The organism is Pseudomonas sp. GW821-FHT09C10 (genome assembly GCF_059418085.1).
On sequence record NZ_JBWKPE010000028.1, the window covers coordinates 1 to 26,864 of the forward strand.

Consider the following 26,864-nt stretch of genomic DNA (forward strand, 5'->3'; position numbering starts at 1 on the left):
CGAGTGTTGGGGCGAGGACCTTTTGCTTACTTTTGGGTCCCTCCAAAAGTGAGCCGCTGTAAGAGCGGAACCATAGGCAGCCGTTACCACAGCAACGGATATGTACTCGGTCAAAGCCAACGACATGGTCGGCCCGAAGGCCGCCACGGGGGCAAGCCCCCTCCCACATTTGGTTATGCGGCCAGGCGAAAAACATCATCAGATATACGCATTATAAATAATCATTAACTGCATATTTTTAATAATTAACATATAACAAAACGGACTTTTACGAACGCCTTTCCTATCCATATTGTTATGTCCAGCACCGACCCCTGACCAGGTGGAGGCCTTGCCTGAACCACCACTTTCTCAGGGACCTACCATGAGCCACATCGCCGCGCCCAATCGCCTCACCCTTGCTGTCTCCCTCGCCCTGTTCGGCGCGTACGCCCACGCCGATGACGCTGCGCTGCCGGTGGTCAATGTCACGGCCGAGCACCGCAGTGAAGACTTGCAGAAAACCCCGCTGGCGATTTCCGCCTTCGACGAGAAGAGCCTCGACGACAAGCAGATCCGCAGCGTGCGCGATCTGTCGGGCCAGGTGCCGAACCTGACCCTCAGCCGCCAGTCGATCTCCTACAGCGCCCAGACCTATGGCATTCGCGGCATCGGTGAAACCGACCCGATCCAGGAAGCCGCAGTGGCGGTGTACGCCGACGACTTGTACATCCCACGGGCGATTTCCTCGATGCTCGACTTCAATGACGTCGAGCGCGTCGAAGTGCTGCGCGGCCCCCAGGGCACCCTGTACGGGCGCAACAGCAGCGCCGGGGCGATCCGCGTGATCACCCGCGACCCCAACCAGGAAACCCGTGGTTTCGTCGAGCTCGGTGCCGGCAACTACAATGCGCAGAACGGCCGTTTCCTGATCAGCGGCCCGCTGGTGGACAACGCGTTGTTCGGCAGCTTTTCGGCGCTCCGCCTGAGCCGCGACGGCACGGTGTCCAACCCGACCCGGGGCAAGGATGTGAACAACGTCGATATCCAGTCCTATCGCGGCAAGCTGCGCTACAAGCCCGAGGATTCACCCTGGGATGTGCAGTTGACCCTGGCCGGCACCTTTGACCGTGGCGACACCACCAGCTACTCGCCGTTCGACGCCAACGGCCGTTTCGACAAGTTCAAGAGCTACAGCAGCCTCGACCCGAAAAACCGCCTTGACCAGGGCAGTTCGGTGTTGCGCGCGATCTACGCGATCAACGATCACTTGAATGTCAAATCGGTCACTGCCTGGTCGTCCTTCAACCAGCCGGTGGACTACGACAACTCTGGCCAGGCCGCGCTGATCCAGAACAACCTGATCCTCTACAAGCAAAACTACGCCACCCAGGAATTCCAGCTCAACGGTGACTACGACGACTTCAGCTTCAGCACCGGCCTGTACCTGTACCGCGAACGCTTCGATGCCGACCGCGACAACCTCACCTACTCCATAGCACGCAACCGGGTGATAGGCCAGGGCCAGTACAGCACCACCAACACCGAAAGCTACGCGCTGTATGGCCAGGGCACCTACAAGATCACCCCGCAGCTGTCGCTGATCGCCGGCCTGCGCTTTACCCGCGAACACAAGAACTTCGAGTTCACCAATTACGCGATCAATACCGACCGGCAGATTACCGGCACCAACTTCGCGGCCGAGTCGAGCAAATCCTGGCAGTCCACCAGCCCGAAAATCGGCTTCGAATATGCCTGGACGCCGCACCTCAACCAGTACGCCTACGTCGCCAAGGGCTTCAAGGCCGGCGGATACGACAACCGTGCGCCGACCCGCGCCGCCGCCGAGCAGGCGTTTTCGCCGGAAGACGTGACCACCTGGGAAACCGGCTTCAAGGGCGACTTCTTCGACCAGCGTCTGCGGGCCAACGTCGCGCTGTTCTACAACGACTACAAAGACCTGCAGACCAACGCCTACGACCCGGCGCTGGGGGTGAGCCTGCGCACCAACGTCGGCCAGGCCCACACCTACGGTGTCGAGCTGGAAACCCTCACCGCCCTGAGCCGCGACCTGCAACTGAGCGCCAACCTCGGCTACCTGGAGAGCCAGTACGACGACTTCCAGAACGCCAACGGTGCCGGGGTCGATGCCAACGGCAAGCAACTGGTGTTCTCGCCGCGCTGGAACGCCAGTGTCGGCCTGAACTACACCATTCCCGCAGGCCTGCCGGGCACCTGGCTGGCGGGCACGGATGCGCAGTTCCAGACCAAGTCCTACGCCAACGCGCTGAACGACGACATCCAGGAAGTGCCGCAGCAAACCTTCTGGAACGCCAACACTCGCTACATCAGCGGCGACGGCCACTGGACCACCACCCTGGCGGTGAAAAACCTGCTGGACCGAGCTTACCCGCAATCGGTGGGCTATGTGCCGTCCAGCGGCGCCCGTTATTACTCGGTCAACGATCCGCGCACGCTGTTGCTGTCGGTACGCTATGACCTCTGAGTGCATTACTTGATGCGGTAGTGGAAGGTATTGCGCACCGCCGGTACGGCCACGGCCTTGCCGTCAACGATCCTCGGCTGGTAGCGAAAGGTGTTCGCCGCCGCCAGTGAAGGCCGGATAAACAACGGGTGGCAGCCGTCCAGCACCTTGGGATTTTCCACGCGGCCTTGCGTGTTGACGCTGTACTCCAAGGTGCAGTCGCCCTCGATGTTCTTGTCCAGGGCGCGCTCGGGATAGTCCGGTGCCTCCTTGCTCAGGGGTTGGTATTGGCGGCTGTCGAAGGCCGGCGCCGGGGCTGGCGCGGGGGTGGCTGCCCGGGCTTTTTCAGCGGCCAGGCGTTGCTGATCGAGGCGTTGTTGTTCCAGCTCGCGGTGGCGTTGTTCGCTGGCCAGGCGTTCCTGCTGCTGCTCGATCTTCTTGTCTTCGACGCGTTTACGCGCCAAGGCGGCTTTCTCGAGTTTTTGCGCCTGGACCTGCGGGTCGACCACGGGCTTCGCCGGCACCGGTATCACCACCGGTTCCGGCGGTGCGGGGGCAGCCACCACCGGTTCAGGCTCGGGCGCTGGCGCCGGTGGCAGCATGACCAACTGCGTGTGCATCACCCGAGGGGCATCCGCCACGGGCTTCTCCGTCGACCAGCCCAGCATCAACGCGGCCAGCACGCCGACGTGCAGCGCCACCGCCAGGCTGGCGGCGAGGCTGTTTCTCCAGAACCCGGAAGCCTCCCGGGGCGCCATCGTCAGGGTGGGACTGTGCATGATCATCGCCGTCATTGCGGGGCCTCGGTCACCAGCCCCAGGTTGCTGACACCACCCTTCTGCAACACCGCCATGGCCGCGACCACACGGCCGTAACCGGCGTTGTCGTCGGCGCGGATATAGACCTGGGTGTCGCTGCGCGCCGCCACCACCTGCATGACCTTGGCGCCCATTTCATCCAGGCTCACGGCGCTGTCGGTCTGGTGCTGGGTATCGAGTTCACCGCCGAGGTTCCAGTAGTAGCCGCCGTCGGCCTTTACCGACAGCGTGAGGATCTGCTGGCGGGTGTCGGTGGCCAACGCCTCGGCGGCGACCTTGGGCAGGTCGATCTTCACGCCCTGGGTCAGCATCGGCGCGGTGACCATGAAGATCACCAGCAGCACCAGCATCACGTCGATATACGGCACCACGTTCATCTCGGCCTTGGGCCCGTGCTTGCGTTGCGGCCTGACTAACATGGGAGTTGCTCCTTTCAGGCGGCGACGGCCAGGTTGATCGACGTACCGCGCAGGGTGCGGTGCAGGCGTACCTGCAGCTCATTGCCAAACGCGTAGTAACGGGTGAGCAGGGTCTGGCCGCGCGCCGCGAAGCGGTTATAGGCGATCACCGCCGGGATCGCCGCAAACAGGCCAATGGCCGTGGCGATCAAGGCTTCGGCAATGCCCGGCGCTACGGTGGACAACGTCGCCTGTTGCACCTGGGACAAGCCGATAAACGAATTCATGATGCCCCACACCGTGCCGAACAGGCCGATGTACGGGCTGACCGAACCCACGGTCGCGAGAAATTGCAGGCCCTTTTCCAGCTCGATTTCCTGCTCGGTGATCGCCACCTGCAAGGCCCGCTCCACGCCTTCGAGCACCGCCGGGTCATGGCTGTGCAGGTGCTGGTATTCCTGGACCCCGGCGATAAAGATCGGCGCAATGCCGCCCTCGCCCGCCTGCTGGAGCTCACGGGACAGTGCCGGCAGATCCGACGCGGCGCGAAAGCGCTGCACAAACGTATTCAACTGCCGCTCCAGGCGGCGCAGCACACTGCCGCGCTGGATAATCAGGTACCAACTGAGCAAGGACGCCAACAGCAAGGTGAGCATGACAGCCTTGACCAACAGGCTGGCGTCGCTGATCAAACCCCAGATCGTCATATGTTCCATCGTCGCGTGCATGGTGAATCTCCCATTCGATTAAAAAGTGATGACCGGTTGATGACGGTTCACGGCAATTTCAATGCACGGGTGACCTCGGCCCAGGGCACGAACTTGAAGTTCTGGGTCTGCTCGGGCATGCGCTTGCGCCCGTCCTGCACCACCAGCATGCCTTGGCTCCATGGCCCGCCGAGGTTGATGGCGGTGACTTCCAGGCCATCGGTTTCCGACGCACCGTCGATACCGGCGGCGGCGTTCAAGCCGACGCGGAAGCCGCCGTGCACGGCAAACGGCGGTTCGGCATCCACCACCAGGTAGCTGTCATTGCCCTGGCTGGAGATCACCAGGTAGTCATGTTTATCGCTCTGGTACAGCGCCAGGCCCTCGACATCCGCATGCAATTGCGCGCCGACCTTGATCACGCTGGTCAACGTCGCCGGTTGATCGGCGCGCGCATCCACCGCCCACACGCCGACGTCCTCCTCACCGATAAACAGGCGCTGGCGCTGGTCGTCGGCGACACAGCCTTCGGGTTGGCTGTCGACCTTGAACTGGCGCACCAGCTCGCCGTGCACACGGCCGTCCGGCGCACTGAGGCGGTATTGCAGGAAGGTGCCGTCCTTGCCGTTGGCAATCGCGTAGATCTCGCCGCTGGCGGGCTGGAACAGGCAGATGCCATAGATTTCCTTGAGCGGCGTGGGCACTTCACCGGCCTCACGCAGCTCGCCGCTCTGACGGTCGATACTGAACAGGCTCAGGCTGTTGTGATCGCGATTGCTCGCCACCGCCAGGTCCACCGTTTGCGCGCCAAGCTTGAAGTTGGGGCGTACGTCGACGTTGTTCAGGCGGCCCACCGCCAGTTCCTGCAACAGCTTGCCGTCGAGGTCGTAGGCGAGCAGGCCCTGTTTCTTGTTGGTGCCGAGCACACGGCTGTTGGCCGGGGTTTCGGGGTGAATCCAGATCGCCGGGTCATCCGCCGCGTCGCCCTGGCGGCCGACCGGGTCGCTCTGGCGCACGGCCGCGACTTCCGGCAGCACCGGCGCCGCCGCGACGGGCTTGGCCTGCCAGTCGAGCCTGGCCTGGTAGAGCTTGCCGCTGTCATCATCGCGCACCAGCAACTGGCGGCCATTGAGCGCCAATTGCTCTGGCTCTTTCAGACCCGGCAGGCCCAGGCTCGGTTGCTCCACCCAGCGCTCGCCGGCGTGCTGGAACAGGTGTAACCGGGCGGTCTTCGGGTCCAGCGCAACCAGGCCACCGGGTACCAGCGCCATGGCCCCGGCTTCGCGCCTGGGAGTGTCGAACAGCGCCACCGGCGTGCGTTTCACCTCGGCCTCCGGGTGCGCCGGGTAGGCCCACCAGCCGACATTCTCTTCATTCACCAGCAACTGCTGGGTGGCATCGTCCACCTGGCAGAACTGCGCCGACGGTGGCAGCGGCAGACCCCGTACACGCTGGGGGTCGGTGAGCAGCGTCGCGCCGTTGCCCACCAGCCATTGCTCGCCCTTGCCCTCTTCGCCCACCAGGAACACAAACAGGTTGGCCGCGGCGTCGCGGGACAGGCACAGGCCATTTACCGGGTAGTCGCGGGTCGGCAGGTACAGCGGTTTGCCCCAGCTTTTGCCGGCGCTGTCCAGGCTGATCAGCAGCGCCTGCTGGCGCTCGTTGTCGAGGCTGGCGACCAGCACCTGGGCACCTGCGGCGCGGGTGTCGAGGCTGCTGAAGTTACCCTTGAAACGCGCCAGCTCGGCGCCCTGGCTGTCGAGCAGTTGCAGGCCGTCGCGGATGCTGGCGGCCAGGCGCTCGGTGGTGTTGGGCAGGAAGGCCACGGCTTCGGCCTTCAGGCTGGGTGCCCACGGGGTCAGCGCCAGGTCGGCGGCGAACGCATGGCCGCTGGTGACCAGGGCAATCAGCAGGTACAGCTTGGAAATTCTCATGGACAAGCAAATCCTTCAAAAACAATGGAGATCAAATGTGTTGAATTCAAAAATGAGTGAAAGTCAGGCCCACTTTGTAGGTCGGGCCGTACTCTTCGTATTGGCCGTTGTAGCTGCGGTGGCCGGTGTAGACGAAGTACGACTCATCGGTGAGGTTCTGGGCTTCGAAGCTGACTTGCAGGTTCTTGGTCAGCGAGTAGCGCGCGCTGAAGTCGACGAACGTCTGCGCGTCGACGTGCAGGTCGTGGACCTTGTCGTTGATCGAGGCCAGTTCATACAGGTAGGCCGACTTGTAGTTGGCCGACAGGCGCAGGCTGAGCTTGTCGTCCTCCCAGCCGAGCATCAGGTTGCCGACGGTGTCCGACTGGTTGGGCAGGCTGATGTTGCGCTTGCGATTCGTGCCGCTGGCGGCGTCGAAGCCTTCGATATCGGCGCTGGAGCGGCTGAAGGTGCTGTTGGCGCCGATCAGCAAACCGTTCCACGGCGCCGGCAGCCAGTCGAACTTCTGTGAGTAGGCCAGTTCCAGGCCGTAGAGCTTGGCGCTGTCGCCGTTGGCGTAGGTGTGGGCCTCGGAGAAATTGGTCCAGGCGCCGGTGCCGGCGAGGTCGGTGTTGTAGACGAAGTTCTTGATGTCCTTGTAGAACACGAATGCCGATACGGTCCCGGCGCGGCCCATGAAGTGCTCGATACCCAGGTCAAGGTTGCTCGATTCCAGGGGCTTGAGGTCCGGGTTGCCGAAGGTGGCTTCGTCATCGTCGATCACAAAACCCGGCGCCAGCTGGCCGAATGTCGGGCGCACCACCGACTTGGTCCAGGCCGCGCGCACCTGGGTGTTCTTGTCGATCTGGTAGCGCGCATGCAGGCCCGGCAACCAATGGTGATAGCGGCGCTTGGTCTCGGTGGGCGTGAACACGCCATCGGTGGCGCCGGTGCCCTTGGCTTCGAACTCGGTGCCCTCGTAGCGCAGGCCGGCGATAAAGCGCCAGTCGTCGATATCGAGGGTGTTCATCAGGTAGCCGGCGTTGATGTCCTCGCGAATGGTGAAGTCGTTGACCCGCGATTCGGTCTCGTCATAGAAATCCGCCGGGTTGAGGCTGCCGATCAGCTGCTTGATCGCGCTGGGGCTGATGCCGGGGCCGTAGTTGCCCAGGTGATAGTCGACGCTGCCCTTCTGGAACCGGGTGAGGTTGAGTTGGTCGGCGCTGAAACCGAGGGTGTCGAAGTCTTCGTAGACCCAGGCCTCCAGGTCGTTGTCCTTGTTGCGGCGGCTGACCTTGCCGCCGAACTTGACCTGGGACGCATAGCCGCTCAGGTCATAGTCGCGGGCCAGGTCCAGGCGCAGGTTTTTCTCGGTGTCCGTGGTGTTCTGTTTTTCCCAGTCGACCTTGTCGAGGCTGAAGTTGCTGGCGTCGTAGAAGCCGCTGCCGATGATCGGGCGGGGTTTGTCCTTGTCGTAGAAACCGCTGTTGGCAAAGTCGCCGCCGTCGAAGGTGGCGCCGGCGATATGCGCCGGGCTGTCTTCGCTGGATTGGCTGTAGCCGGCCTGGCCGCTTAAGGTCCACAGGCCGAGCATGCGTTCGCCGCCGAATACATAGGATTGGATTTCCTGGGTTTCCTCACGGTTTTTCAGCTTGCGCTTGCCCTCGGCATCACCCAGTTGGCCCGGGGCCTGGGGGTCGGCAAATTCAATGCTGGTGGAGTTGCGGGTTTCGGTGTCGGTGTAGCGGCTGTAGAGGGTGCGCAGGTAGTAGCTGCTGAGGTCATCGGGCTTGTAGTCGAAGTTCAGGCCACCGCCGGCGCGTTCGCGGCTGATGTCGTAGTCGCGCTGTTCGAACTCGTTGAGCCGGGCGCCGTCGGTGAAGTCCCAGGCGCCGCCGGTTTCGACGTTGTCCGAGCCGAAGTCGCGCTTTTGCCAGCTCAGTGCTGCGGCGACGCCGAAGTTGTCGATGCCGTCGCCGAGGCTGAAACGGTTACTGGCGGCGCCGGAGAATTTCGGGCTGGTCTGGCGCGTATTCTTGTCGTAGCTGGCTTCGCTGCTGCCGGTATAGAACAGGCCTTTATGGTCGAAGGCCGAGAGGCTTTGCACATCGACGGTGCCACCGAGGGAGTTGGCGTCCATGTCCGGAGTGAGAGTCTTGATCACCGACAGCGACTGCACCAGTTCCGAGGGCAGCACATCGAGGGCCACGGCGCGGCGCGCGCTTTCCGGGGCGGGCACCAGGGTGCCGTTGATGGTTACGCTGTTGAGGTCCGGGCCCAGGCCGCGCACGCTGACAAAACGCCCTTCGCCCTGGTCGCGCTCGACACTGATGCCCGGCAGGCGCTGCGCCGCTTCGGCGACGTTCTGATCCGGCAGCTGGGCCACGCCGTCGGCATGCACCACGCTCTTGATGCTGTCGGCGCTGCGTTGCTCCTTGAGCGCCTGGTCGATGGCGGCGGCCTGGCCAACCACCTCGACGTGCTCGGTGGCGCTCGCTTCGGCGGCGCTCAACCGTTCACTGGCCATCGCCAGGGCCAAGGCGGTAAGCGTAAAGCTGACGAGCCCGGTGCGCTTGTACATGCAATCCTCCCCAAGAATCCGTTGGCGCCAGGCAAGGGGCCCGGCAACTGGGAGGGCACGCTAGGGGTGGGGGATGACGGTTCTGTGACAGGGGTCGGCGCGAAGGCCTGTAAACCGGGGTTTAGAGCAGTCCTGCAGGTGCAAATGAGCTGATATGACCTGTGTAGATCCCCTGTGGGGGGGCTTGCTGTGGTGAAGGGGCTTTTCCCCCCGACGGGTTCACTGAGGATACGGGGGGCCTGCTTCGCAGACCGGCGCGGGGCAAGCCCGCTCACCACAGCAAGCCTGCTCACCACAGAAAGCCCGCTCACCACAGCTAGCCCCTCCCACATTTTTTGATCGCCAGTGTGTTTGAGCTGAGCTGATTCGACCCTCCTCCACCGTCATCCAACGGTCACATCCATCTGCTGTGCTGGCGCCCACCACTCATTTGCCCAAGGACCTGCGGCCATGTTTTCCGTGCTCAAGCCCCACCGCTGGAAACTCTCGTTGCTGCTGATCGCGGCCAACCTCGGGCTGATCCTGCACCTGGCCTGCGGCGAGTTGAAAAGCGTCAGCGAATGGGTGTGGCTGGATATCTTCGGCGAAGGCGGTTCCGCCCTGCTCGCCCTGGTATGGCTGGGCCTGGTGCTCAAGAGCCGCCCCGCCGGGCGCGTCACCAATTACCTGGCGCTGGGCCTGTCGTGCATCTTTTTCTCCTGGTGGATCGACAGCCTCGACGAATTTATCCGCCTGCCCGACAGCATCACCTGGGACCATTGGCTCGAGTCCGGGCCGATGCCGGTGGGCATGATCCTGCTGACCATCGGCATCTACCACTGGCACCGCGAACAACTGGCGATCAGCGCGCAGATGGAAAAGCGCGAGCGCTTGTTCCGTGAACATCGACTGTTCGACAAACTCACGCCGCTGGCCGGCGCCGACTACCTCAAGCGCCAGCTGGCCGACAGCCTGCAGGACAGCCGCGAGCAGCAACAACCGCTGTCGCTGCTGGCCCTGGACCTGGATAACTTCGCCGCCATCAACCAGGCCTACGGGCATGCCGAAGGCGACGCGGTGTTGCAGGCCCTCAGCCATTTGCTGCTGCTCAACCTGCGCCGCCAGGACCTGGTGTGCCGCCTGGCCGGCGACCGTTTTGTGGTGCTGCTGCCCAACACCGGCGAGCGCCAGGCCAAGGAGCTGGCGCTGGAGTTGCAGCAAGCGGTGCGCGGCCTGGCCCACAAGACCCGGCAACAGGGCGAACGCCTGCAACTGGCGGCGACCACCGCCGTGGTCATGGCCCTTGAAGAACCGCCCCAGGATTTGCTCAAGCGCCTGAACCTGGCCTTAGCCAGGGCCAAGCAACCCCTTGCGAAAAGTGCCTGAGATGGCCGTCAAAACCAGCTGGTATGAAGCCGACAGCCGCTTCATTCCAGGGCATTACCAACCCGCCACGCTGATCGACCTGGCCTTGTCCCGCGACATCGACAGCCATCGCCTGCTGCGCGGCACCGGGCTGTTTCACGAGGACATCCTGGCCGGCACCGCGCACCTGAGCCCGCAGCAGTTTTTCGGCTTGATCGGCAACAGCCGCAAGTTACTGGACGCCGACGACAGCAGCTTCCTGTTTGGCCAGCGCCTGCTACCGGGCTATTACGGTGCCGCCAGCCACGCCCTTGGCCATGCGCAGAACCTGCACCAGGCCCTGGAAATCCTGATCCAGCAACAGGTGCTGCTCAGCCCGTTGGCCAGCCTGCAACTGGAGCTGGATGAGCACCACGCCTACCTGTACTGGCTGGACAGTTGCGGCGCCGGCGAGCACTGGCGTTTCCTGCTGGAAGCCAGCATGACCTCGCTGGTTGCCATGAGCCAATGGCTCAGCGGCGAGCGCCTGCCGTGGGCGTGCAGTTTCAGCCATGCCGAACCGCGTTATATCGAGCAGTACTGGGTGCACCTGGGCGAGGACACGCGCTTCGAGCGCCCGCTGGACATGATGACGATCCCGCGCGAATACCTCACCCGCACCTGGCCGGGCGCCTCGGCCACCGCCGGCCAGGTTGCACGTCGGCAAGCCCGCGAGCAGATCGAGCAACTGGGCTTTGCCGGCAGCTTTCTCGACTGCCTCTACGAGTACCTGCGCGACCAGGTGCGCCAGCCGCCCAGCCTCGAACAAGCGGCCCAGGCCTTCGCCATGAGCCCGGCGACCCTCAAGCGCAAGCTGCACAAGCACGACACCGGTTTTCAACAGCAGGTGGACCGGGTGCGCAAGCAGGTGGCGTTGCACCTGTACCAGGTCAAGGGCTACAGCAATGATGAGGTGGCGGCGTACCTGAATTTCAACGATGCGGCGAATTTTCGGCGTTCATTCAAGCGCTGGACCGGCAGCACCCCGAACCTGATCCGCCAGCTGTTCAACAGCCGCTAGCCAGGCGTTCGCGCAGAAACTCCACCAGCGCCTGCACCGGCCGTGAGCTTTGCCGGTGCTGGGGATACACCGCCGACAGGGTCAGGGCTTCGGGGGCAAAATCATCGAGGAGCGTGACCAGCCGGCCGTCCTTCAAGGCGTCGCCGACGATAAAGGTCGGCAGGTAGGTGACGCCCAGGCCGGCGACGGCGGTATCGCGCAGCAACTCGCCGTTATTCACGCGCATACGGCCGGTGACATTCAGTGCTTGCAGCTTGCCTTTGAAGCGCCATTGCACCTGGCGGCCATGGCCGTAGGGCAGGCAGTCGTGTTCGGCGAGGTCTTCGGGTTTAAGCGGCATACCGCGCAGTGCCAGGTACTCGGGGCTGGCGCAATACACGCGCTCGATGCTGGCGATACGCCGAGCGATGAGGGTGGAATCTTCCAGGGTGCCGATGCGCAGCACCAGGTCGTAGCCCTCACCGATGAGGTCCACCGGGCGGTCGCTGAGGTCAACTTCCACCGACACCTGGGGATGGCGCTGCAAGAACACCGGCAACAGGCAACCCAGGTGCGCCATGGCGAACGACAACGGCGCACTCAGGCGAATGGTACCGCGCGGCTCGCTGTTCTGGCCGGCGATGCCCTGCTCCACTTGCTCGACTTCACCGAGCAGGCGCAAGGCGGACTCGTAGTAACTCTGGCCCAGGGGCGTGACATCCAGGCGGCGCGTGGAGCGGTTGAGCAGGCGCACGCCAAGGCGATCTTCCAGCTGGATCAGGCGGCGACTGACGAATTGCTTGGACAGGCCCAGCTGTTCGGCGGCGGCGGTGAAGCTGCCGGATTCCATGACCTGGCAGAACAGGCGCATGTCTTCGAAGGGGTTCATTGTCGCTTCTCGGTAGACGATGGGCTGTTTTATAACTGGATGGTCGCCACACCACAAATCAAATGTGGGAGGGGGCTTGCTGTGGTGAGCGGGCTTGTCCCGCGCTGGTCTGCGAAGCAGACCCACCGGATTCCTCAGTGAACCCGTCGGGGGACAAGCCCCCTCACCACAGCAAGCCCCCTCCCACATTGATCACCTAAAGGCTTGAAAACCGCTTACTTGGCCGTAAACGCCGAGTAGCTGTTCATCAGGTTGCGGTAGTTGGGGATGCGCGGCGACAGCAGGTTGGCCAGGCCTTCCATGTCGTTGCGCCAGTCCACTTGCAGCTCGCAGGCCACGGCGAACCAGTTCACCAGTTGCGCACCGGCGGCGGTCATGCGCGCCCAGGCGGCTTGTTGCACAGTTTCGTTGAAGGTGCCGGAGGCGTCGGTGACCACGAACACCTCGAAGCCTTCGTCGAGGGCGCACAGGGTCGGGAACGCTACGCACACGTCCGTCACCACACCGGCAATGATGATCTGCTTGCGGCCGGTAGCCTTGACCGCCTTGACGAAATCTTCGTTGTCCCAGGCGTTGATCTGGCCAGGACGGGCGATGTACGGCGCGTCCGGGAACAGCTCCTTGAGTTCCGGCACCAGTGGGCCGTTGGGACCGCCTTCAAAACTGGTGGTGAGGATGGTCGGCAGGTTGAAGAACTTCGCCACATCGGCCAGGGCCAGTACGTTGTTCTTGAATTCGTTGGGGGAGAAATCCTGCACCAGGGAGATCAGGCCGGTCTGGTGATCCACCAACAGCACTACGGCGTCATCTTTGTTCAAGCGCTTGTAAGTCATGGGTTAACTCCTTTGTGGGTTTAGGTATCAGAACGCAAAGCACGAGCAGCCAAACGCCCCCCAGAAACCCTGGAAGTCGCTGACCGGCACGCTGGAAAGGCGCGCCTTTTCGTGGCGGTGGGAATGCACGCCGCACGGGCCGCTGCATTGGTGTACTTGAGCCTGCACAGGCGAACTCGGGCGCCAGTGCCCCGGCACCTTGACCACCGGCGACCAGTCCGGCAGCACCGGTACGCGTGGCGGTGCAAAGTCTTCAAAGTCGCCGGCGCCGTAGACCACCTTGCCGCCGACCACGGTGAGCACCGATTCGATCCACTTGATGGCTTCTTCATCGACGCTGAAAAAGTCCGCCGACAGCGCCGCCACGTCCGCCAGTTGGCCGACCTTGATCTGGCCTTTCTTGCCCTGCTCGGACGAGAACCAGGCGCTGCCATGGGTGAACAGTTCCAGCGCGGTCAGGCGCGGCAGGCCTTCGGCGTGCAGCTCCAGGCCACCGACGGTGCGGCCGCTGACCATCCAGTACAGCGAAGTCCACGGGTTGTAGCTCGACACCCGCGTGGCATCGGTGCCCGCCCCCACCGGCACGCCTTCGGCCAGCATGCGCTTGATCGGTGGCGTGGCTTCGGCGGCCTTGGCGCCGTAGCGCTCGACAAAATATTCGCCCTGGAACGCCATGCGGTCCTGGATCGCGATACCGCCACCGAGGGCGCGGACCCGCTCGATATTCTTCGGGGTGATGGTTTCGGCATGGTCGAAGAACCACGGCAAGCCATTGAACGGAATGTCGCGGTTGACCTTCTCGAACACGTCGAGCATGCGCGAGATCGATTCGTCATAGGTGGCATGCAGGCGGAACGGCCAGCGCTGTTCCACCAGGTGGCGCACCACCGGTTCCAACTCCTGCTCCATGGTCAGCGGCAGGTCGGGACGGGGTTCGAGGAAGTCTTCGAAGTCGGCGGCCGAGAACACCAGCATCTCGCCGGCGCCGTTGTGACGCAGGTAGTCATCGCCCTGGTGCAGGGTGACGCTGCCGGTCCATTTCTTGAAGTCGCTGAGTTCTTCCTTGGGCTTCTGGGTGAACAGGTTGTAGGCGATGCGTACCGTCAGTTGCTCATCCTTGGCCAGTTGCTCGATCACCGCGTAGTCATCAGGGTAGTTCTGGAAACCGCCGCCGGCATCGATGGCGCTGGTCAGGCCGAGACGATTGAGTTCACGCATGAACTGGCGGGTGGAGTTGACCTGGTATTCCAGCGGCAGTTTCGGGCCTTTGGCCAGGGTCGAGTAGAGGATCATCGCATTCGGCCGCGCCACCAGCATGCCGGTGGGGTTGCCGTGGCTGTCGCGCACGATCTCGCCACCCGGCGGGTTCGGCGTGTCCTTGGTGTAGCCGGCCACGCGCAGGGCGGCGCGGTTGAGCAAGGCACGGTCATACAGGTGCAGCACGAACACCGGGGTGTCCGGTGCGGCCTGGTTGAGTTCTTCCAGGGTCGGCATGCGTTTTTCGGCGAACTGGAATTCGTTCCAGCCACCCACCACCCGCACCCATTGCGGGGTCGGGGTTCGGTCGGCCTGCTCCTTGAGCATGCGCAGGGCATCGGCCAGGGACGGCACGCCTTCCCAGCGCAGCTCGAGGTTGTAGTTCAACCCGCCACGGATCAGGTGCAGGTGCGAGTCATTGAGGCCGGGGATCACTGTGCGGCCCTTGAGGTCGATGACCTGGGTGCCGCTGCCACGCAGGGCCATGGCCTCGCCATCGGTGCCGACGGCAACGAAGCGCCCCTCGCGGATGGCGACGGCGGTTGCCCGCGGGTTTTCCCGGTCCACGGTGTGGAACTGGCCATTGAACAGAATCAGATCGGCGTTCATAGGGTTTCCTTTACAGAGGCTTCAAGCCAGGGAGCGAACAGGCGGGTGGCGGCCGGCATCAGCAGGTAGACCACCAGCAGGACGATGGTCACGGTGACCAGGAAGGTCGCGACCACGTAGTTGGAGAGAAACGGGTGCAGGCCGAGGATCGGGGCCCATACGATCGGCACCAGCAGGGTCAGCGGCAGGATCACGCACAGGGTCACCACCGCCTGCTTCCAGCGCGGCGGCTTGGCGGCGCTGTCGGCCAGGGGCGTGAACCAGAACTCGTTGACCGCACCGATTTCGGTCTTGTCGCCGTCGGCCAGCATCGGCGTGGCTTCGGCGATCAGGGTGTTGCGCTCGGGGGAATTGAGCCAGGTGTCCAGGTCATCGGTGGAGCGGTAGCGCAATACGCAGGTGAACAGCGCCAGGCCGTTCTGTTTGCTGCGCACCACATCGACACCCAGGTGGCCGGGACGCTCGCCGGCGATGCGCACGGTGCGGCGCAGCCAGGCTTCGTAGTCGGCTTCGCGGCCGGCCTTGATCAGGTGTTTGACGACCAGTGTGACGACTTCGTCGGGCCCTGTCTGTGGTGCTGGGTCCATGGTATGCCCCTCTGCCTTGAAATGTCAGCGATGAGGGGAGTTTGCCGAGGACAGCGTCAGGAAAATTGCATGTACGTGCTGTTTAAGGGGGATGGCTGGAAAGGGCTCACCAGCCTTCTTTCAGCATGCGCAACTCCAGGTGCTGCAACAGCATGATGGTCTTGCCGTCGGCGATCTCGCCGTTCTGCACCATGGCCAGTGCCTGCTCGAAACCCAGCTCCAGCACCTCGATGTCCTCGCCCTCCTCTTCCAGGCCGCCGCCATGGCCGACCCGGTCCCCCGGCTGGTACTCGCCGAGGAAAAAGTGAATCCGCTCGGTGACCGACCCCGGGCTCATGAACGCCGCATAGATCTTCTCTACATGGCCGACGCGGTAGCCGGTCTCTTCCTCGGCCTCCAGGCGAATGCGCTCTTCGGGGCTGGCGTTGTCCAGCAGCCCCGCCGCCGCTTCAATCAGATAGCCGTGGTAGTCATTGACGAAGGTGGGCATGCGGAACTGGCGAATCAGCAACACCGTGCGTTGCTCGCGGTTGTACAACAGGATGGTCGCGCCATTGCCGCGGTCATACACCTCGCGGGTCTGGGCTTGCCAACTGCCGTCGCGGCGACGCAGGTCGAAGCTGTATTTTTTCAGCAGGTACCAGTTGTCCGAGAGGGTCTCTTCGGCGGTGATGCGAACGGGGCTGTTGTCCATGGTCAGGCCTTTGCTCAAAAGAGCACGAGCATGTCGCGCCGGCATCGATGGCGTCAAATGCTGTAACACTTTGCAAGCAATCCCCCTGCGCGGCCGTCGAATTTATACCTGCCTGTGCAGGCCATCTGGTAAAACCCCCACTTCATCTTTGCCCTGGAATCTTCATGCCCTCTCGTTTTCTATCGCGCCTGAGCCTGCGCTGGTTTCCCCTGCTGTGCATGGCACTGTTGATCGTCGGCCTGCCCGTGGGCTGCGCGGTGCTGCAACACAAGGAGCGCGAGCTGGTGTTTCGCATCGAACCCGGCACCGCCAGTTGGTACAGCGGTTTGCCCAAGGCGGTGCAGGAATTCGAACTCAAGCCTGCCAGTTTCAAATCGGGGCAGAACATTCATGGCTGGTGGTACCCGGCCGCCAACAAGGACGCACCGGCGATCCTCTACCTGCATGGCGTACGCTGGAACCTCACCGGGCAGCTGTTTCGCATCGAGCAGTTGCACGCCCTGGGTTACTCGGTGCTGGCCATCGACTATCGCGGTTTTGGCCAGAGCCACGGCGAGCTGCCCTCGGAAACCACGGTCTACGAAGACGCGCGCATCGCCTGGGAACGCTTCCAGGTGCTGCAGCCGGACCCCGGCAAGCGCCTGATCTACGGGCACTCCCTCGGCGGCGCGGTAGCCATCGACCTGGCCGCCGAACTGGGCAAGCAGACGCCACTGCCGGTACGTGGGCTGGTCATCGAATCCACCTTCACCTCCCTGGCCGATGTGGCCACGGCGGTGGCCAACACCTCGCTGCCGGTGCGTTGGTTGCTGTCGCAGAAGTTCGACTCCATCGACAAGATCGCCGATATCCATATGCCATTGCTGGTGGTGCATGGCCTGGATGACCGCTATGTGCCGCCCCGCTTCAGCGAGCAACTATTTGAAGCGGCCCGGCAACCCAAACGCCTCTTGTTGGTGCCGGGAGCCAGCCACAACAACAGCATGAGCCTGGCCGGTCGCAGCTATCGCCAGGCACTCGACAACCTGATGCAAGCGAAGATGCCCGCCCAGGTTGTCACCCACACAACCGGCCGTGACAACGAGTCATAAATCCGTTTTTCGGCACTGGGTTCGCGCTTGGCTGTCAAGCGCAAACCCTGCCCATACTGGCCCTCGCCGGCAGTTGATCAAATATTAACCTTTGGTTAAATCGCCAACCCTGCCGGGCGTTCGCAAAGTTATCCACAGAGATACCCACGGTTTTCGTGGACAACTCTTTTTATTTTTTTACGATTTTTTTGCTGATTAAACGGTTTCTGGAAATGTACCCGGCAGCAGAATCTCGCGATTCACATCGCGTATATCGTTATAGCCACACAGCGCCATCGACACGTCCAATTCACGGGCGATGATCTCGAGTGCCTTGGTCACCCCTGCTTCGCCCATCGCGCCCAGACCATACAAATGCGGGCGACCGATCATGGTGCCCTTGGCGCCGAGTGCCATCGCCTTGAGCACGTCCTGGCCGGAGCGAATGCCGCCATCGAGCCACACCTCAATGCGTTCGCCCACCGCGTCGACAATCGCCGGCAACTGGCTGATGCTCGACGGCGCACCATCCAACTGGCGGCCACCGTGGTTGCTCACCACCAGTGCATCGGCACCGGAATTGGCGGCCAGGCGCGCGTCTTCCACATCGAGGATGCCCTTGATGATCAGCTTGCCGCCCCAGCACTGCTTGATCCATTCCACATCGTCCCAGCTCAGGCGCGGGTCGAATTGCTGGGCGGTCCACGACGACAGCGACCGCATGTCCGCCACACCCTTCACATGCCCGACGATATTGCCGAAGCCACGCCGCCGGGTACCGAGCATGCCCATCACCCAGCGCGGCCTGGTGGCCATGTTGAGGAGGTTCGGCAAGGTCAACCTGGGCGGTGCCGACAGGCCGTTGATCAAATCCTTGTGACGCTGCCCGAGGATCTGCAGGTCCAGGGTCAGCACCAGTGCGTCCACGCCGGCCGCCTTGGCACGTTCGATCAATTGCTCGACAAAGCCACGGTCGCGCATCACATACAGCTGGAACCAGAACGGCTTGCCGACCTGTTCGGCGATGTCCTCCAACGAACAGATACTCATGGTCGACAAGGTGTAGCGCAGGCCAAACGCGGCGGCGGCGCGGGCGGTAAGAATCTCGCCATCGGCATGCTGCATGCCCGCCAGACCGGTGGGGGCCAAGGCAACGGGCATGGCCATGTCCTGGCCGAGCATGGTGGCGCGGATCGAACGTTCATCGATATTGCGCGCCACGCGCTGGCGGAATTTGATCCGGGCAAAATCGCTTTCATTGGCGCGGTAGGTGCTTTCAGTCCAGGACCCGGAATCGGCGTAATCGTAGAACATCCGTGGCACCCGCTTTTGCGCCAGCTTGCGTAAATCTTCGATGGTTGTCATCAACGACATCTAGGTCACCTCTCCCTGAACTGAGCACAGAGAGTAACCGCCCCACAAGTGGGCAACCAGCCATTGCGTTTATATCGATCGCAGACTAATCTCGCACAAACCCGCAAAAAAGCGCACAAACATGCACAACACCCATCACGCCATCGACCTGCCGTCCCTGCGCAAACAAAAGATCCTGTTACTGCTGGAACGCGACGGCAAAGTCACGGCCTCGGAGCTGGTGGAGCACTTCGCCGTGTCCCAGGACACCATCCGCCGCGACCTCGGCGAACTCGCCGCCGCCGGCCTGTTGCAGCGCGTGCACGGTGGCGCCCTGCCCCGGCCCAAGGACACCGGCAAGGACTTCTTCACCCGCGTCGGCGAGACCAATGAAGCCAAGCGTCAACTCGCGCAACTCGCCGCCGACCAGGTGCAAGACGGCCAGATCGTGCTGTTCGATTCCGGCTCCACCACCTTGCAGATCGCCCAGTCATTGCCGCACTCGATCCGCCTCACGGTGGTCACGCCATCACCGATGATCGCCATCGCCCTGGCCGACCACCGCGATGTGAAAGTGATACTTGCCGGTGGCCAACTCAACCCGGCCACCTTGTCCACCAGCGGTCACGAGGCGGTGCGTCTGATCCAGGGCATCAAGGCCGACCTGCTGTTTACCGGGGTGTGCGCACTGCATCCGCAAGTGGGCATCAGCTCGCTGCATTTTGATGAAGTCGCGGTCAAGCAGGCCCTGCTCGACAGCGCCTCCCATGTGGTCGCGGTGACCATGGCCGACAAACTCGGTGCGGTGGAACCGTTTGTGGTGGCGCCGTGCAACCGTATTCACACGTTGATCACCGAGTGGCATGTGCCGAGTGTGGAGGCGTATGAGCAGTTAGGGTTGGAGGTGTTGCGGGTGGAGGTCGAGTAGGTACCGGGCATCAAATGGCGGTGTGGTTGGCAGGCTTTGTTGTGGCCAGCAGGCTTATTGTGGTGAGCGGGCTTGCTGTGGTGAGCAGGCTTTTGTGGTGAGCGGGCTTGCCCCGCGCTGGGCTGCGAAGCGGCCCTAAAACCAGTCACCGCGTTCAGCCAGGCAGGATAATGGCGGTGGCCTTATTAGGGGCCGCTACGCGCCCCAGCGCGGGGCAAGCCCGCTCACCACAACAAGCTCACTCACCACAAAAAAGCTTGCTCACCACAGCAAGCCCGCTCACCCCAAAAAAAGCCTGCTCACCACAACAAGCCCGCTCACCCCAAAAAAGCTTGCTCACCACAAAAAGCCTGCTGGCCACAACAAGCCCGCTCACCACAACAGCACCTTGGCCGCATCGCGCATGAAAATCTCGATGGTCTTGGGCCCCACGCCGTCAAATTCACCCAGGCGCTTTTCGAACGCCTGGCGGTTTTCGCTGGCACTGCGAATGTGGCTGATCTTGCCGGCGTACTCGGCGTTCAGCTTGGCACTCAGGTCCAGCAGGCGCTGCGCGGTGCTTTCGTCGTACCGCACGTAATGGGCACGCCCCAACATCGCCACCAATTCCTTGGAGGTGCAATGTTGCAGCTTGCGCGCCGTATCGCGCCCCTCTTCTTCAACGATCACCTTGTAGGCCTGGGCCGCAATTGGCGCCTGGATGCGCTTGCCCATCAGGAAGCTGGCGACAAACCACTTGAACAGGCTGGCGTCATCCCCAGGCTTGAGATCGATGCCCAGTTCAGTCGCTGAAATAGCCTTGGCCATGCTCAGTGCCCCAGCTTGCGCTCGACCTCATTCGCCCGTTCGTTGATGGCGTCGGCCTGGCGTTCGGTGTCCTTGATCGAGGTGGGTGTCAGCACTTTGTCGACGGTTTCGGTGCTGGGATTCGGGCGTTCCAGCGTCTGGCCCTTGGCGGCTTTATCAGTACCTCTTTGTGCCTGTTCGGAACTGATCGGGTCTGGGGTTTTATCGGCAGTCACAGTGAAATCTCCTGGCAGTTGAAGGCCCGCGAAAGCGGCGGGCACTTACGCAGCAGAGGCCTGTGAATGTCGATAGTTCAAGGAAATTGCCGCGGACAAACAGGAACAAAAAAATTTAAACCTTTTGGCCCGGCCTCGGCTCAACAGTCAGGTAACGGCATCCCGCCACTTTCAAGGAGCTCCATCATGACCACTCTGCTGATGAAACAAATGGGCCTGACTTTCGTACTGGTTGCCGGCGCAATATCCAACGCCATGGCCGCCACCTCCAACAGCTTCGTCGATGACGCAGCCCAAGGCGGTATCACCGAGGTGGAAGCCGGCAAACTGGCCCTCGAGAAAAGCAGCTCGGCCGACGTGAAGACGTTTGCCCAACACATGGTCACCGACCATACCAAGGCCAATCAGGAACTCATGGCCCTGGCAAAAAAACTCGACATCGAAGTGCCGGATGACGCAGCCCTGACTGACAAGGCCAAGAAAGCCATCCTGGAACTGCGCGACGAATCATTTGACAAGGCCTACGCCAACAACCAGGTCGACGCCCATGAAAAAACCGTCGAGCTGTTCAAGAAGGAAGCTGCTTCCTCGGACAATGCCGAGCTGAAAGCCTTCGCCACCAAGACGCTGCCAACCCTTGAAGCCCATTTGAAAATGGCCAAGGAGCTGCAAGCCAAGCACGACCATTAATTCATTCCTGACTCAAGGAGACATTCGATCATGAGTTCGCAACTCAACGGCAAGAAGATTCTGGTCATCACCTCCAACACCGGCATCGAGCGCGATGAACTGCTCAAGCCTCTGGAATCACTGCGCGGCTATGGCGCCACGGTGACCCACGCGTCCAGCAAAGGCGGCTCCACCCAGACCTTTGTCGGCGACACCGAAAAGGACAAAACCGTGGAATCCGACGTGCAGCTGTCAGACGTAGCCAGCAGCGACTTTGACGCCCTTGTGATCCCTGGCGGTACCGTCAATGCCGATACCCTGCGCCAGGACGCGGCGGCGCTGCGTCTGATCAAGGACTTTGCCCAAGCCGGTAAAACCATCGCGGCGATCTGTCACGGCCCATGGACGCTGATCGACGCCGGCGTGATCAAGGGCAAGACCCTGACCTCGTACAAAAGCGTGCGCATCGACCTGGAAAACGCCGGCGCGGCCGGGTGGGTCGATACCGAAGTCAAGCAGTGCCAGGCCAATGGCTGGACCTTGATCACCTCGCGCACACCGGACGATCTGCCTGCTTTCAACGAGGCGATTGCCCAGGCTGTCGCTGGTTGAACCACCCCCGTTGAATGCAAACAGGCGCCTTTCGGCGCCTGTTTTGCTTTCCCCCTGCCACTCAGCTTTTACGCTGTTCCGGCATCTCCCGCTTGGGTCCGAACATAGCCCACGCAATCAGGCCCACCAGCGGTACGAAGATCAGGATCACCAGCCATAAGCCCTTGGTCTCCCAACCACTGGTGCTGCGCAATACGATATTGATCGCCCACAATTCCAACAGCAGCAGAATCACCGCCAACGCAATCCAGATATATTGAATTTCCATGCTTCACCTCCTAGGTCGTATGCGTTAGTTCAAGCATCGGCCGCGAGGGTTCATTTAAATTTTCCTGGGTGGTGGAATGCAACGTGCCCCCAGGCAGACCATGCAACCTGCACGACAGGCGCTCTCTGCAATCCTCTTCAACCAATTGAATTGAAAGGCCAATTTAAAAACACTCAAGTTGGTACGCCTGATGCACCACTGCACTGGACGAGGCGTGCATATCGACGCGCCCTGAGTTTCCCGTGAGGTGTCACCGATGAATGCCATTGATCTGCTCAAAGCCGACCACGAACGCGTAAAGGCCCTGTTGACTCAATTGAGTGAGTCCACCGAACGCGGGGTGAAAAAGCGCACCGAGCTGCTGGCCAAGCTGGAAGCGGAAATCAGCCTGCACACCAGGCTGGAAGAAGAAATCCTCTACCCGGCGTTCAGAAAGGCCGGCGGCAAGGAACAGGACATCATGTACCACGAGGCCAAGGAAGAGCACCGCACCGTTGACGCCCTGGTGCTGCCCGACCTGAAGCAGACCGAACCTTCGACCACCGAGTTTTCCGGCCGCGTCAAAGTGGTCAAGGAATTGCTGGAGCACCATATCGAAGAAGAGGAAACCGAGATGTTCCCCCAGGCCAAAAAGCTGCTGGGCAAGGCATTGCTTGAAGAGTTGGGCGCTGAAATGGAAGCCATGAAAGCGGCGCATAAAAAGTCGCAATCGAGCAAGCCGATGGCGGCTTGATCGAGGCAGGACCGGAGCCTGGAATTCATCCAGGCTCCTGATACATCTACACGATAGGGGATAGCGTCATGAAGACCAGATCGTCCCAACGGATTGTGCTTATCGTCGGCCTGTCAGCCCTGCTCACCGGCCCCGCCCTCGCCGCCTTTGGCGATAACCCGGAACCTGCCGCCAACGCCTTGAGTGGCGACAGCGCCGCCGGCTCCGCCCTGCCACCGGGCACCTATCCGAGCAGCCCTTCCGACAGCGACAAAAAAACCAAGGACACCGCCAAACCGCCGAGCAAACCCGCCAGGCCGGCTGACACTGATAAAGACGGCAAGGAAAAACCCCGCTCAGGCAGCTGACGGTTCATCCGGCACCGGCGGCTCGGGCGCCTGCCCCCAGTCGCCATGCTCGTACCAGTCATCCCCGAGCATCTCGGCCGGGTGCATGGTGCGGTCGGCGCCATTGCCGCAAGCCAGGTCGGTGGCCGCGCAGTAGCGATCACAGCCCCAACAGATACGTTCGGGATGCTTGGGGTGCAGCGGAAAAGGCTTGGCCATGAGTCGACTCCCTGGCGACGAACACTCCCTGCAACCTACCCCCATCCAGCCTGTACAACCTTGACCGGCATCAAGCCTGGCCAAGATGAAATATCCTCGGAACTTGACAAGAATCATTATTATTTACTGCTGACCTTCCTAGACTCGGGTTCTCTCTCCCCCCTCAGGAAGCCTCCATGCGTACCCCTTATTTGCTGTGCGTTGCCCTGCTGCTGAGCACCTCCGTGGCGGTTGCCAAGGAGTACCCCATCGGCGAACCGCAACACTGCCCCGGCCTGGAAATCGGCGCGGTGTACCTGCAACCGATCGAGATGGCACCCGCCGGCATGATGCGCGCCACGGCCGATTCCGATGTGCACCTGGAGGCCGACGTACGCGCCACGGCGGACAACGCCCAAGGCTTTCAGGAAGGCAGTTTCGTGCCCTACCTCAACCTGTCTTTCACCCTGAAGAAAACAGGCAGCGACACCCCCATCAGCGGCGACTTCCACGCCATGGTCGCCAACGACGGGCCGCACTACGGCGATAACGTCAAGCTGCAAGGCCCCGGCAAATACACCCTCACCTTCAGCGTATTGCCGCCCACCGGCCACCACTCCCTGGGCCGTCATACCGACAAGGAAACCGGGGTCGCCCCGTGGTTCGAACGCTGCGAAGTGCACTACGAATTCGTCTACGCCGGCATCGGCAAAAAAGGCGGCTATTGATGCGCCGCGCCCTGTTGCTCGGCGGCCTGCTGCTAAGCGGCGCGGCAGTGGCGGCGCCGTTGCCCACCTATGAGTTGAGCCTGCAGGACGGCCACTTCGACCCGCCACAACTGGTGGTCAAGGCCGATGAACGTTTCAAGATCGTGCTCAAGAACATCGGCCAAGGCCCGGCCGAATTCGAAAGCACACCGTTGCGGGTCGAGAAGGTGTTGTCTGCGGGGGTGACCACCTTTGTGGTGATCCACCCGCTCAAGCCCGGGTTGTACCCGTTCTTCGACGAGTTCAACCCGCAATTGCCCGAAGGCAGCATCCTCGCCCAATAGGAGCCGTTGATGAATCAATCGATGTTTATTGTCTGGCGTGAAAGCGTCGAGGCCCTGCTGGTGATCGGTATCCTGCAGGCCTGGATCAGCCGCCAGGCCGGCCATGCTCAGCTGGCCCGTTTCCTCTGGGCCGGGGTGTTGCTGGGGTTGCTGTGTTCGGCCGGGCTGGCCGGTTTGATGCTCTGGGCCGGCGACGCCATGACCGGCCCACAGGGCGAGTGGCTGCAAGCGGCGCTGACCCTGTTGGCCAGCGGCTTGATGGTGCAGATGGTGTTCTGGATGCACCGCAACGCGGCCACGCTCAAGCACAGCCTGGTACGCGAGGCCGACGCGCGCCTGGCGCGCCAGGGCGGCTGGGGCGTGCTGTTACTGGCGCTGCTGGCGGTGAGCCGCGAAGGCAGTGAAACCGTGGTGTTCTTGTATGGTGCCGGGGCGCGCCTGCACGCCGAGGCGCGGGGCCTGTTCGCCGTCGGCGGTGTGCTCGGCCTGGCACTCGCGGGGCTCACGGTCCTGCTATTGCGCGGCAGTCGGCGCTTTATCTCCTGGTCACGGTTCTTCGCTCTCAGCGAGGCGCTGCTGTTGCTGCTCGGCGGCGCCTTGCTGATCGCGGCCGTGGACCGTATCAGTGGGCAACTGCTGGGCATGGACATGCCCGAGTGGGTCTACGCCGCCTTCGGTGACAGCCGCTGGGACAGCAGCGCAGTGCTCAGTGACAGCCATGGCCTCGGCGCGCTGCTGGCCGACTTTGCCGGCTACCGCGCGGCCCCCAGCCTTATCACCGTATTGGTACTGCTCGGCTACTGGCTGTGGGTGGGCAACGGCTTGCGTCGCGCCCGGCACGCGGCATGAGCTGGCTGCAGCAACTGGGCGATGGCATGCGCCGCCATGCCCGGCTGATTCGTGCCATGCAATGGGCGGTGGTGCTGGCGTATGCGGTGCTGCTGGTACTGCCCGCCGCGCTGCCGTTGCCGGACAGCCAGGCGCGCGTGGTGAACAACCTGACGCTGCTGGCGCAATTTATCTTCTGGGGGATCTGGTGGCCGTTCGTGTTGCTGTCGATGGTGCTGTTCGGGCGCCTGTGGTGCGGCGTGCTGTGCCCGGAGGGTTCGCTGAGCGAATGGGCCAGCCAGCACGGGCGCGGCCTGGGCATACCGCGCTGGCTGCGCTGGGGCGGCTGGCCGACCCTGGGCTTTTGCCTCACCACGCTCTACGGCCAGTTGATCAGCGTGTACGACTATGCCCAGGCAGCGTTGCTGATCCTCGGCGGCTCGACATTGGCGGCGGTGGCGGTCGGCTTGTTGTTCGTGCGCGGCAAGCGCGTGTGGTGCCGTTACCTGTGCCCGGTCAGCGGCATGTTCGCCCTGCTCGCCCGCCTGGCGCCGGTGCATTTCGCCGTGGATGAACAGCGCTGGAAAGCCAACGAGGCCCCGCGCCTGCCGCTGCCCAACTGCGCGCCACTCCTGGACATCCGCCGCCTGCAAGGCGCCAGCGACTGCCACGCCTGTGGCCGTTGCAGCGGGCAACGCGGCGCGGTGCAACTGATCGCCCGCTCCTGCAACCAGGAAATTCTCCAGGCGCCGCGACAACCCGGCTCGGCGTGGGATGCGCGCCTGCTGCTGTTTGGCGTGATCGGCCTGGCCATGGGCGCGTTCCAATGGACCGTCAGCCCGTGGTTTATCGCGCTCAAACAGGCACTCGCCGAATGGCTGGTGAGCCGCGACTGGCTGTGGCTGCTGCAAGACAACGCGCCCTGGTGGCTGCTCACCCACTACCCGCCACTCAACGACAGCTTCAGCTGGCTCGATGGCCTGTGCATCGTGTTGTACCTGGCTGGCAGCGCACTGCTGCTCGGCGGTGGCTGCTGGCTGCTGCTGCGCCTGGCCGCATCTGTGGCCGGCGACCGCGCACTGTTTCGGCCCCTGGCACTGACACTCACGCCCCTGGGTGGTGCAGGGCTGTTCCTGGGGCTGTCGGCGACGACGGTGAAGTTATTGCGCTATGAAGGGTTGGCATTGGCGTGGGTGCAACCGGCGCGCGCACTGATGCTGAGCGCGACGATTGGCTGGTGCTTGTGGTTGGGGTGGCGACAGCTCCAGGGGCTGGAAACCCGGCGCCGTTACCTCGGGTGGTCGTGCTTACTGCTGAGCAACGGGCTGGTGGGCTATGGCTGGTGGTTGCAGTTCTGGGGGTGGGCTGGCTGATGCACACCGATCCAAATGTGGGAGGAGGCTTGCCCCTGATGAGCATGGGTATCTGTGGCGCGGGCGCTTGCTCCCGTGGCGGCCTTCGGGCCGACCATGTCGTTGGAGTTGAGCGAGTACATATCCGTTGCTGCGGTAACGGCGGCTTAGGGTTCCGCCCTTACGGCGGGTCACTTTTGGAAAAGAGCCCCAAAAGTAACCAAAAGGGCTCTTGCCCCACCATTCGGTACCTCGCCTAGGCTCGGTATGCCCGAACGCAGGCTTGAATCCGTGGGCCGCCGTCATGGGCCATCCCTGGCC

At 62.7% G+C, this 26,864-nt stretch carries 28 protein-coding genes; 13 read left to right on the top strand and 15 right to left on the bottom strand.

Annotated elements, in window-relative coordinates:
• Window positions 1–364 precede the first annotated feature (364 nt).
• Window positions 365–2,485, top strand: coding sequence for a TonB-dependent receptor (locus AC07OT_RS30575; RefSeq protein WP_495109844.1), 2,121 nt, complete (start codon window positions 365–367; stop codon window positions 2,483–2,485).
• 5 nt (window positions 2,486–2,490) lie between these two features.
• On the opposite strand, the gene AC07OT_RS30580 is transcribed toward AC07OT_RS30575, so the two are convergent.
• From AC07OT_RS30580 to AC07OT_RS30600, 5 genes are read right to left on the bottom strand one after another with little or no spacing between them, the layout of a single operon-like run.
• Window positions 2,491–3,258 (bottom strand): energy transducer TonB, encoded by a 768-nt coding sequence (locus AC07OT_RS30580; RefSeq protein ID WP_495109845.1) that lies wholly within the window; start codon window positions 3,256–3,258, stop codon window positions 2,491–2,493.
• Window positions 3,255–3,701: a protein TolR gene (tolR, locus tag AC07OT_RS30585; RefSeq protein ID WP_027607142.1), complete on the bottom strand. Its 447-nt coding sequence runs from the start codon at window positions 3,699–3,701 to the stop codon at window positions 3,255–3,257. The genes AC07OT_RS30580 and tolR overlap by 4 nt, the downstream gene beginning before the upstream one ends.
• A gap of 14 nt (window positions 3,702–3,715) precedes the next feature.
• The gene (gene tolQ / locus AC07OT_RS30590) at window positions 3,716–4,408 is read right to left on the bottom strand and encodes a protein TolQ (RefSeq protein ID WP_495109846.1); all 693 of its coding nucleotides are present in this window, start codon (window positions 4,406–4,408) and stop codon (window positions 3,716–3,718) included.
• A 47-nt stretch (window positions 4,409–4,455) separates the two neighbouring features.
• Window positions 4,456–6,321, bottom strand: a complete 1,866-nt coding sequence (locus AC07OT_RS30595; protein ID WP_495109847.1) for a phytase — start codon at window positions 6,319–6,321, stop codon at window positions 4,456–4,458.
• 46 nt (window positions 6,322–6,367) lie between these two features.
• Window positions 6,368–8,881 carry a TonB-dependent receptor gene (locus tag AC07OT_RS30600; RefSeq protein WP_495109848.1) on the bottom strand — a complete coding sequence of 838 codons (2,514 nt, stop codon included), beginning with the start codon at window positions 8,879–8,881 and terminating at the stop codon, window positions 6,368–6,370.
• A 450-nt stretch (window positions 8,882–9,331) separates the two neighbouring features.
• Between AC07OT_RS30600 and AC07OT_RS30605 the strand changes: the two genes are divergently transcribed.
• Together AC07OT_RS30605 and AC07OT_RS30610 are read left to right on the top strand one after the other, a co-directional pair.
• Entirely contained in the window at window positions 9,332–10,246 is a 915-nt protein-coding gene (locus AC07OT_RS30605; RefSeq protein ID WP_065941920.1) for a GGDEF domain-containing protein, read from the top strand.
• 1 nt (window position 10,247) lies between these two features.
• A complete protein-coding gene (locus AC07OT_RS30610; protein ID WP_027607147.1) occupies window positions 10,248–11,285 on the top strand; it encodes an AraC family transcriptional regulator in 1,038 nt (345 codons plus the stop codon).
• Here the strand turns inward: AC07OT_RS30610 and AC07OT_RS30615 are convergent.
• The 5 genes from AC07OT_RS30615 to AC07OT_RS30635 form a co-directional block, all read right to left on the bottom strand.
• A complete protein-coding gene (locus AC07OT_RS30615) occupies window positions 11,272–12,153 on the bottom strand; it encodes a LysR family transcriptional regulator (protein WP_495109849.1) in 882 nt (293 codons plus the stop codon). The genes AC07OT_RS30610 and AC07OT_RS30615 overlap by 14 nt on opposite strands.
• Window positions 12,154–12,368: 215 nt before the next feature.
• Window positions 12,369–12,986 (bottom strand): isochorismate family cysteine hydrolase YcaC, encoded by a 618-nt coding sequence (gene ycaC / locus AC07OT_RS30620; protein ID WP_065941918.1) that lies wholly within the window; start codon window positions 12,984–12,986, stop codon window positions 12,369–12,371.
• A gap of 27 nt (window positions 12,987–13,013) precedes the next feature.
• Complete coding sequence (locus tag AC07OT_RS30625) at window positions 13,014–14,852, bottom strand: amidohydrolase (protein ID WP_495109850.1); 1,839 nt, start codon at window positions 14,850–14,852, stop codon at window positions 13,014–13,016.
• Complete coding sequence (locus AC07OT_RS30630) at window positions 14,849–15,439, bottom strand: antibiotic biosynthesis monooxygenase (protein ID WP_495109851.1); 591 nt, start codon at window positions 15,437–15,439, stop codon at window positions 14,849–14,851. Before AC07OT_RS30630 ends, AC07OT_RS30625 begins: the two co-directional genes overlap by 4 nt.
• Window positions 15,440–15,545: 106 nt before the next feature.
• A complete protein-coding gene (locus tag AC07OT_RS30635; protein WP_253490864.1) occupies window positions 15,546–16,133 on the bottom strand; it encodes an NUDIX domain-containing protein in 588 nt (195 codons plus the stop codon).
• 164 nt (window positions 16,134–16,297) lie between these two features.
• Between AC07OT_RS30635 and AC07OT_RS30640 the strand changes: the two genes are divergently transcribed.
• Window positions 16,298–17,224 carry an alpha/beta hydrolase gene (locus AC07OT_RS30640; protein ID WP_027607153.1) on the top strand — a complete coding sequence of 309 codons (927 nt, stop codon included), beginning with the start codon at window positions 16,298–16,300 and terminating at the stop codon, window positions 17,222–17,224.
• 195 nt (window positions 17,225–17,419) lie between these two features.
• On the opposite strand, the gene AC07OT_RS30645 is transcribed toward AC07OT_RS30640, so the two are convergent.
• Window positions 17,420–18,577: an alpha-hydroxy acid oxidase gene (locus tag AC07OT_RS30645; RefSeq protein ID WP_495103115.1), complete on the bottom strand. Its 1,158-nt coding sequence runs from the start codon at window positions 18,575–18,577 to the stop codon at window positions 17,420–17,422.
• Between the two features lie 121 nt (window positions 18,578–18,698).
• Here AC07OT_RS30645 and AC07OT_RS30650 point away from each other — a divergent pair, with 121 nt between their 5' ends.
• Complete coding sequence (locus AC07OT_RS30650) at window positions 18,699–19,484, top strand: DeoR/GlpR family DNA-binding transcription regulator (RefSeq protein ID WP_065927202.1); 786 nt, start codon at window positions 18,699–18,701, stop codon at window positions 19,482–19,484.
• A 372-nt stretch (window positions 19,485–19,856) separates the two neighbouring features.
• Here the strand turns inward: AC07OT_RS30650 and AC07OT_RS30655 are convergent, their stop codons facing one another.
• Together AC07OT_RS30655 and AC07OT_RS30660 are read right to left on the bottom strand one after the other, a co-directional pair.
• Window positions 19,857–20,291 carry a DNA methylase gene (locus tag AC07OT_RS30655; protein ID WP_495109852.1) on the bottom strand — a complete coding sequence of 145 codons (435 nt, stop codon included), beginning with the start codon at window positions 20,289–20,291 and terminating at the stop codon, window positions 19,857–19,859.
• Window positions 20,292–20,293: 2 nt separating this feature from the next.
• Window positions 20,294–20,506, bottom strand: coding sequence for a hypothetical protein (locus AC07OT_RS30660; protein ID WP_115488268.1), 213 nt, complete (start codon window positions 20,504–20,506; stop codon window positions 20,294–20,296).
• A 186-nt stretch (window positions 20,507–20,692) separates the two neighbouring features.
• Between AC07OT_RS30660 and AC07OT_RS30665 the strand changes: the two genes are divergently transcribed.
• Together AC07OT_RS30665 and AC07OT_RS30670 are read left to right on the top strand one after the other, a co-directional pair.
• Window positions 20,693–21,196, top strand: coding sequence for a DUF4142 domain-containing protein (locus AC07OT_RS30665; protein WP_065927205.1), 504 nt, complete (start codon window positions 20,693–20,695; stop codon window positions 21,194–21,196).
• Window positions 21,197–21,226: 30 nt separating this feature from the next.
• Entirely contained in the window at window positions 21,227–21,787 is a 561-nt protein-coding gene (locus tag AC07OT_RS30670) for a type 1 glutamine amidotransferase domain-containing protein (RefSeq protein ID WP_495109853.1), read from the top strand.
• A gap of 61 nt (window positions 21,788–21,848) precedes the next feature.
• Here the strand turns inward: AC07OT_RS30670 and AC07OT_RS30675 are convergent, their stop codons facing one another.
• On the bottom strand, window positions 21,849–22,055 hold the full coding sequence (locus tag AC07OT_RS30675; RefSeq protein WP_027607158.1) for a PLD nuclease N-terminal domain-containing protein: 207 nt from the start codon (window positions 22,053–22,055) through the stop codon (window positions 21,849–21,851).
• A 256-nt stretch (window positions 22,056–22,311) separates the two neighbouring features.
• Between AC07OT_RS30675 and AC07OT_RS30680 the strand changes: the two genes are divergently transcribed.
• Window positions 22,312–22,788 carry a PA2171 family ribosome-binding persister protein gene (locus tag AC07OT_RS30680; protein ID WP_027607159.1) on the top strand — a complete coding sequence of 159 codons (477 nt, stop codon included), beginning with the start codon at window positions 22,312–22,314 and terminating at the stop codon, window positions 22,786–22,788.
• A gap of 68 nt (window positions 22,789–22,856) precedes the next feature.
• Entirely contained in the window at window positions 22,857–23,135 is a 279-nt protein-coding gene (locus tag AC07OT_RS30685; protein WP_141155264.1) for a hypothetical protein, read from the top strand.
• On the opposite strand, the gene AC07OT_RS30690 is transcribed toward AC07OT_RS30685, so the two are convergent.
• Window positions 23,124–23,333 carry a DUF3079 domain-containing protein gene (locus AC07OT_RS30690; RefSeq protein ID WP_495109854.1) on the bottom strand — a complete coding sequence of 70 codons (210 nt, stop codon included), beginning with the start codon at window positions 23,331–23,333 and terminating at the stop codon, window positions 23,124–23,126. The genes AC07OT_RS30685 and AC07OT_RS30690 overlap by 12 nt on opposite strands.
• Before the next feature lie 176 nt (window positions 23,334–23,509).
• On the opposite strand from AC07OT_RS30690, the gene AC07OT_RS30695 reads away from it, so the two are divergent.
• From AC07OT_RS30695 to AC07OT_RS30710, 4 genes are read left to right on the top strand one after another with little or no spacing between them, the layout of a single operon-like run.
• Window positions 23,510–24,040 carry an iron transporter gene (locus AC07OT_RS30695; protein WP_495109855.1) on the top strand — a complete coding sequence of 177 codons (531 nt, stop codon included), beginning with the start codon at window positions 23,510–23,512 and terminating at the stop codon, window positions 24,038–24,040.
• Complete coding sequence (locus tag AC07OT_RS30700) at window positions 24,040–24,363, top strand: cupredoxin domain-containing protein (RefSeq protein ID WP_092357293.1); 324 nt, start codon at window positions 24,040–24,042, stop codon at window positions 24,361–24,363. The genes AC07OT_RS30695 and AC07OT_RS30700 overlap by 1 nt, the downstream gene beginning before the upstream one ends.
• 9 nt (window positions 24,364–24,372) lie before the next feature.
• Window positions 24,373–25,212 (top strand): FTR1 family iron permease, encoded by an 840-nt coding sequence (locus AC07OT_RS30705; RefSeq protein ID WP_495109856.1) that lies wholly within the window; start codon window positions 24,373–24,375, stop codon window positions 25,210–25,212.
• Entirely contained in the window at window positions 25,209–26,564 is a 1,356-nt protein-coding gene (locus tag AC07OT_RS30710) for a 4Fe-4S binding protein (RefSeq protein ID WP_495109857.1), read from the top strand. Before AC07OT_RS30705 ends, AC07OT_RS30710 begins: the two co-directional genes overlap by 4 nt.
• Window positions 26,565–26,864 lie beyond the last annotated feature (300 nt).

Coding starts and splice junctions, on each gene's coding strand:
- AC07OT_RS30575 (WP_495109844.1), top strand. CDS start 365: ATGAGCCACATCGCCGCGCCCAATCGCCTCACCCTTGCTGTCTCCCTC.
- AC07OT_RS30580 (WP_495109845.1), bottom strand. CDS start 3,258: ATGACGGCGATGATCATGCACAGTCCCACCCTGACGATGGCGCCCCGG.
- tolR (WP_027607142.1), bottom strand. CDS start 3,701: ATGTTAGTCAGGCCGCAACGCAAGCACGGGCCCAAGGCCGAGATGAAC.
- tolQ (WP_495109846.1), bottom strand. CDS start 4,408: ATGCACGCGACGATGGAACATATGACGATCTGGGGTTTGATCAGCGAC.
- AC07OT_RS30595 (WP_495109847.1), bottom strand. CDS start 6,321: ATGAGAATTTCCAAGCTGTACCTGCTGATTGCCCTGGTCACCAGCGGC.
- AC07OT_RS30600 (WP_495109848.1), bottom strand. CDS start 8,881: ATGTACAAGCGCACCGGGCTCGTCAGCTTTACGCTTACCGCCTTGGCC.
- AC07OT_RS30605 (WP_065941920.1), top strand. CDS start 9,332: ATGTTTTCCGTGCTCAAGCCCCACCGCTGGAAACTCTCGTTGCTGCTG.
- AC07OT_RS30610 (WP_027607147.1), top strand. CDS start 10,248: ATGGCCGTCAAAACCAGCTGGTATGAAGCCGACAGCCGCTTCATTCCA.
- AC07OT_RS30615 (WP_495109849.1), bottom strand. CDS start 12,153: ATGAACCCCTTCGAAGACATGCGCCTGTTCTGCCAGGTCATGGAATCC.
- ycaC (WP_065941918.1), bottom strand. CDS start 12,986: ATGACTTACAAGCGCTTGAACAAAGATGACGCCGTAGTGCTGTTGGTG.
- AC07OT_RS30625 (WP_495109850.1), bottom strand. CDS start 14,852: ATGAACGCCGATCTGATTCTGTTCAATGGCCAGTTCCACACCGTGGAC.
- AC07OT_RS30630 (WP_495109851.1), bottom strand. CDS start 15,439: ATGGACCCAGCACCACAGACAGGGCCCGACGAAGTCGTCACACTGGTC.
- AC07OT_RS30635 (WP_253490864.1), bottom strand. CDS start 16,133: ATGGACAACAGCCCCGTTCGCATCACCGCCGAAGAGACCCTCTCGGAC.
- AC07OT_RS30640 (WP_027607153.1), top strand. CDS start 16,298: ATGCCCTCTCGTTTTCTATCGCGCCTGAGCCTGCGCTGGTTTCCCCTG.
- AC07OT_RS30645 (WP_495103115.1), bottom strand. CDS start 18,577: ATGTCGTTGATGACAACCATCGAAGATTTACGCAAGCTGGCGCAAAAG.
- AC07OT_RS30650 (WP_065927202.1), top strand. CDS start 18,699: ATGCACAACACCCATCACGCCATCGACCTGCCGTCCCTGCGCAAACAA.
- AC07OT_RS30655 (WP_495109852.1), bottom strand. CDS start 20,291: ATGGCCAAGGCTATTTCAGCGACTGAACTGGGCATCGATCTCAAGCCT.
- AC07OT_RS30665 (WP_065927205.1), top strand. CDS start 20,693: ATGACCACTCTGCTGATGAAACAAATGGGCCTGACTTTCGTACTGGTT.
- AC07OT_RS30670 (WP_495109853.1), top strand. CDS start 21,227: ATGAGTTCGCAACTCAACGGCAAGAAGATTCTGGTCATCACCTCCAAC.
- AC07OT_RS30675 (WP_027607158.1), bottom strand. CDS start 22,055: ATGGAAATTCAATATATCTGGATTGCGTTGGCGGTGATTCTGCTGCTG.
- AC07OT_RS30680 (WP_027607159.1), top strand. CDS start 22,312: ATGAATGCCATTGATCTGCTCAAAGCCGACCACGAACGCGTAAAGGCC.
- AC07OT_RS30685 (WP_141155264.1), top strand. CDS start 22,857: ATGAAGACCAGATCGTCCCAACGGATTGTGCTTATCGTCGGCCTGTCA.
- AC07OT_RS30690 (WP_495109854.1), bottom strand. CDS start 23,333: ATGGCCAAGCCTTTTCCGCTGCACCCCAAGCATCCCGAACGTATCTGT.
- AC07OT_RS30695 (WP_495109855.1), top strand. CDS start 23,510: ATGCGTACCCCTTATTTGCTGTGCGTTGCCCTGCTGCTGAGCACCTCC.
- AC07OT_RS30700 (WP_092357293.1), top strand. CDS start 24,040: ATGCGCCGCGCCCTGTTGCTCGGCGGCCTGCTGCTAAGCGGCGCGGCA.
- AC07OT_RS30705 (WP_495109856.1), top strand. CDS start 24,373: ATGAATCAATCGATGTTTATTGTCTGGCGTGAAAGCGTCGAGGCCCTG.
- AC07OT_RS30710 (WP_495109857.1), top strand. CDS start 25,209: ATGAGCTGGCTGCAGCAACTGGGCGATGGCATGCGCCGCCATGCCCGG.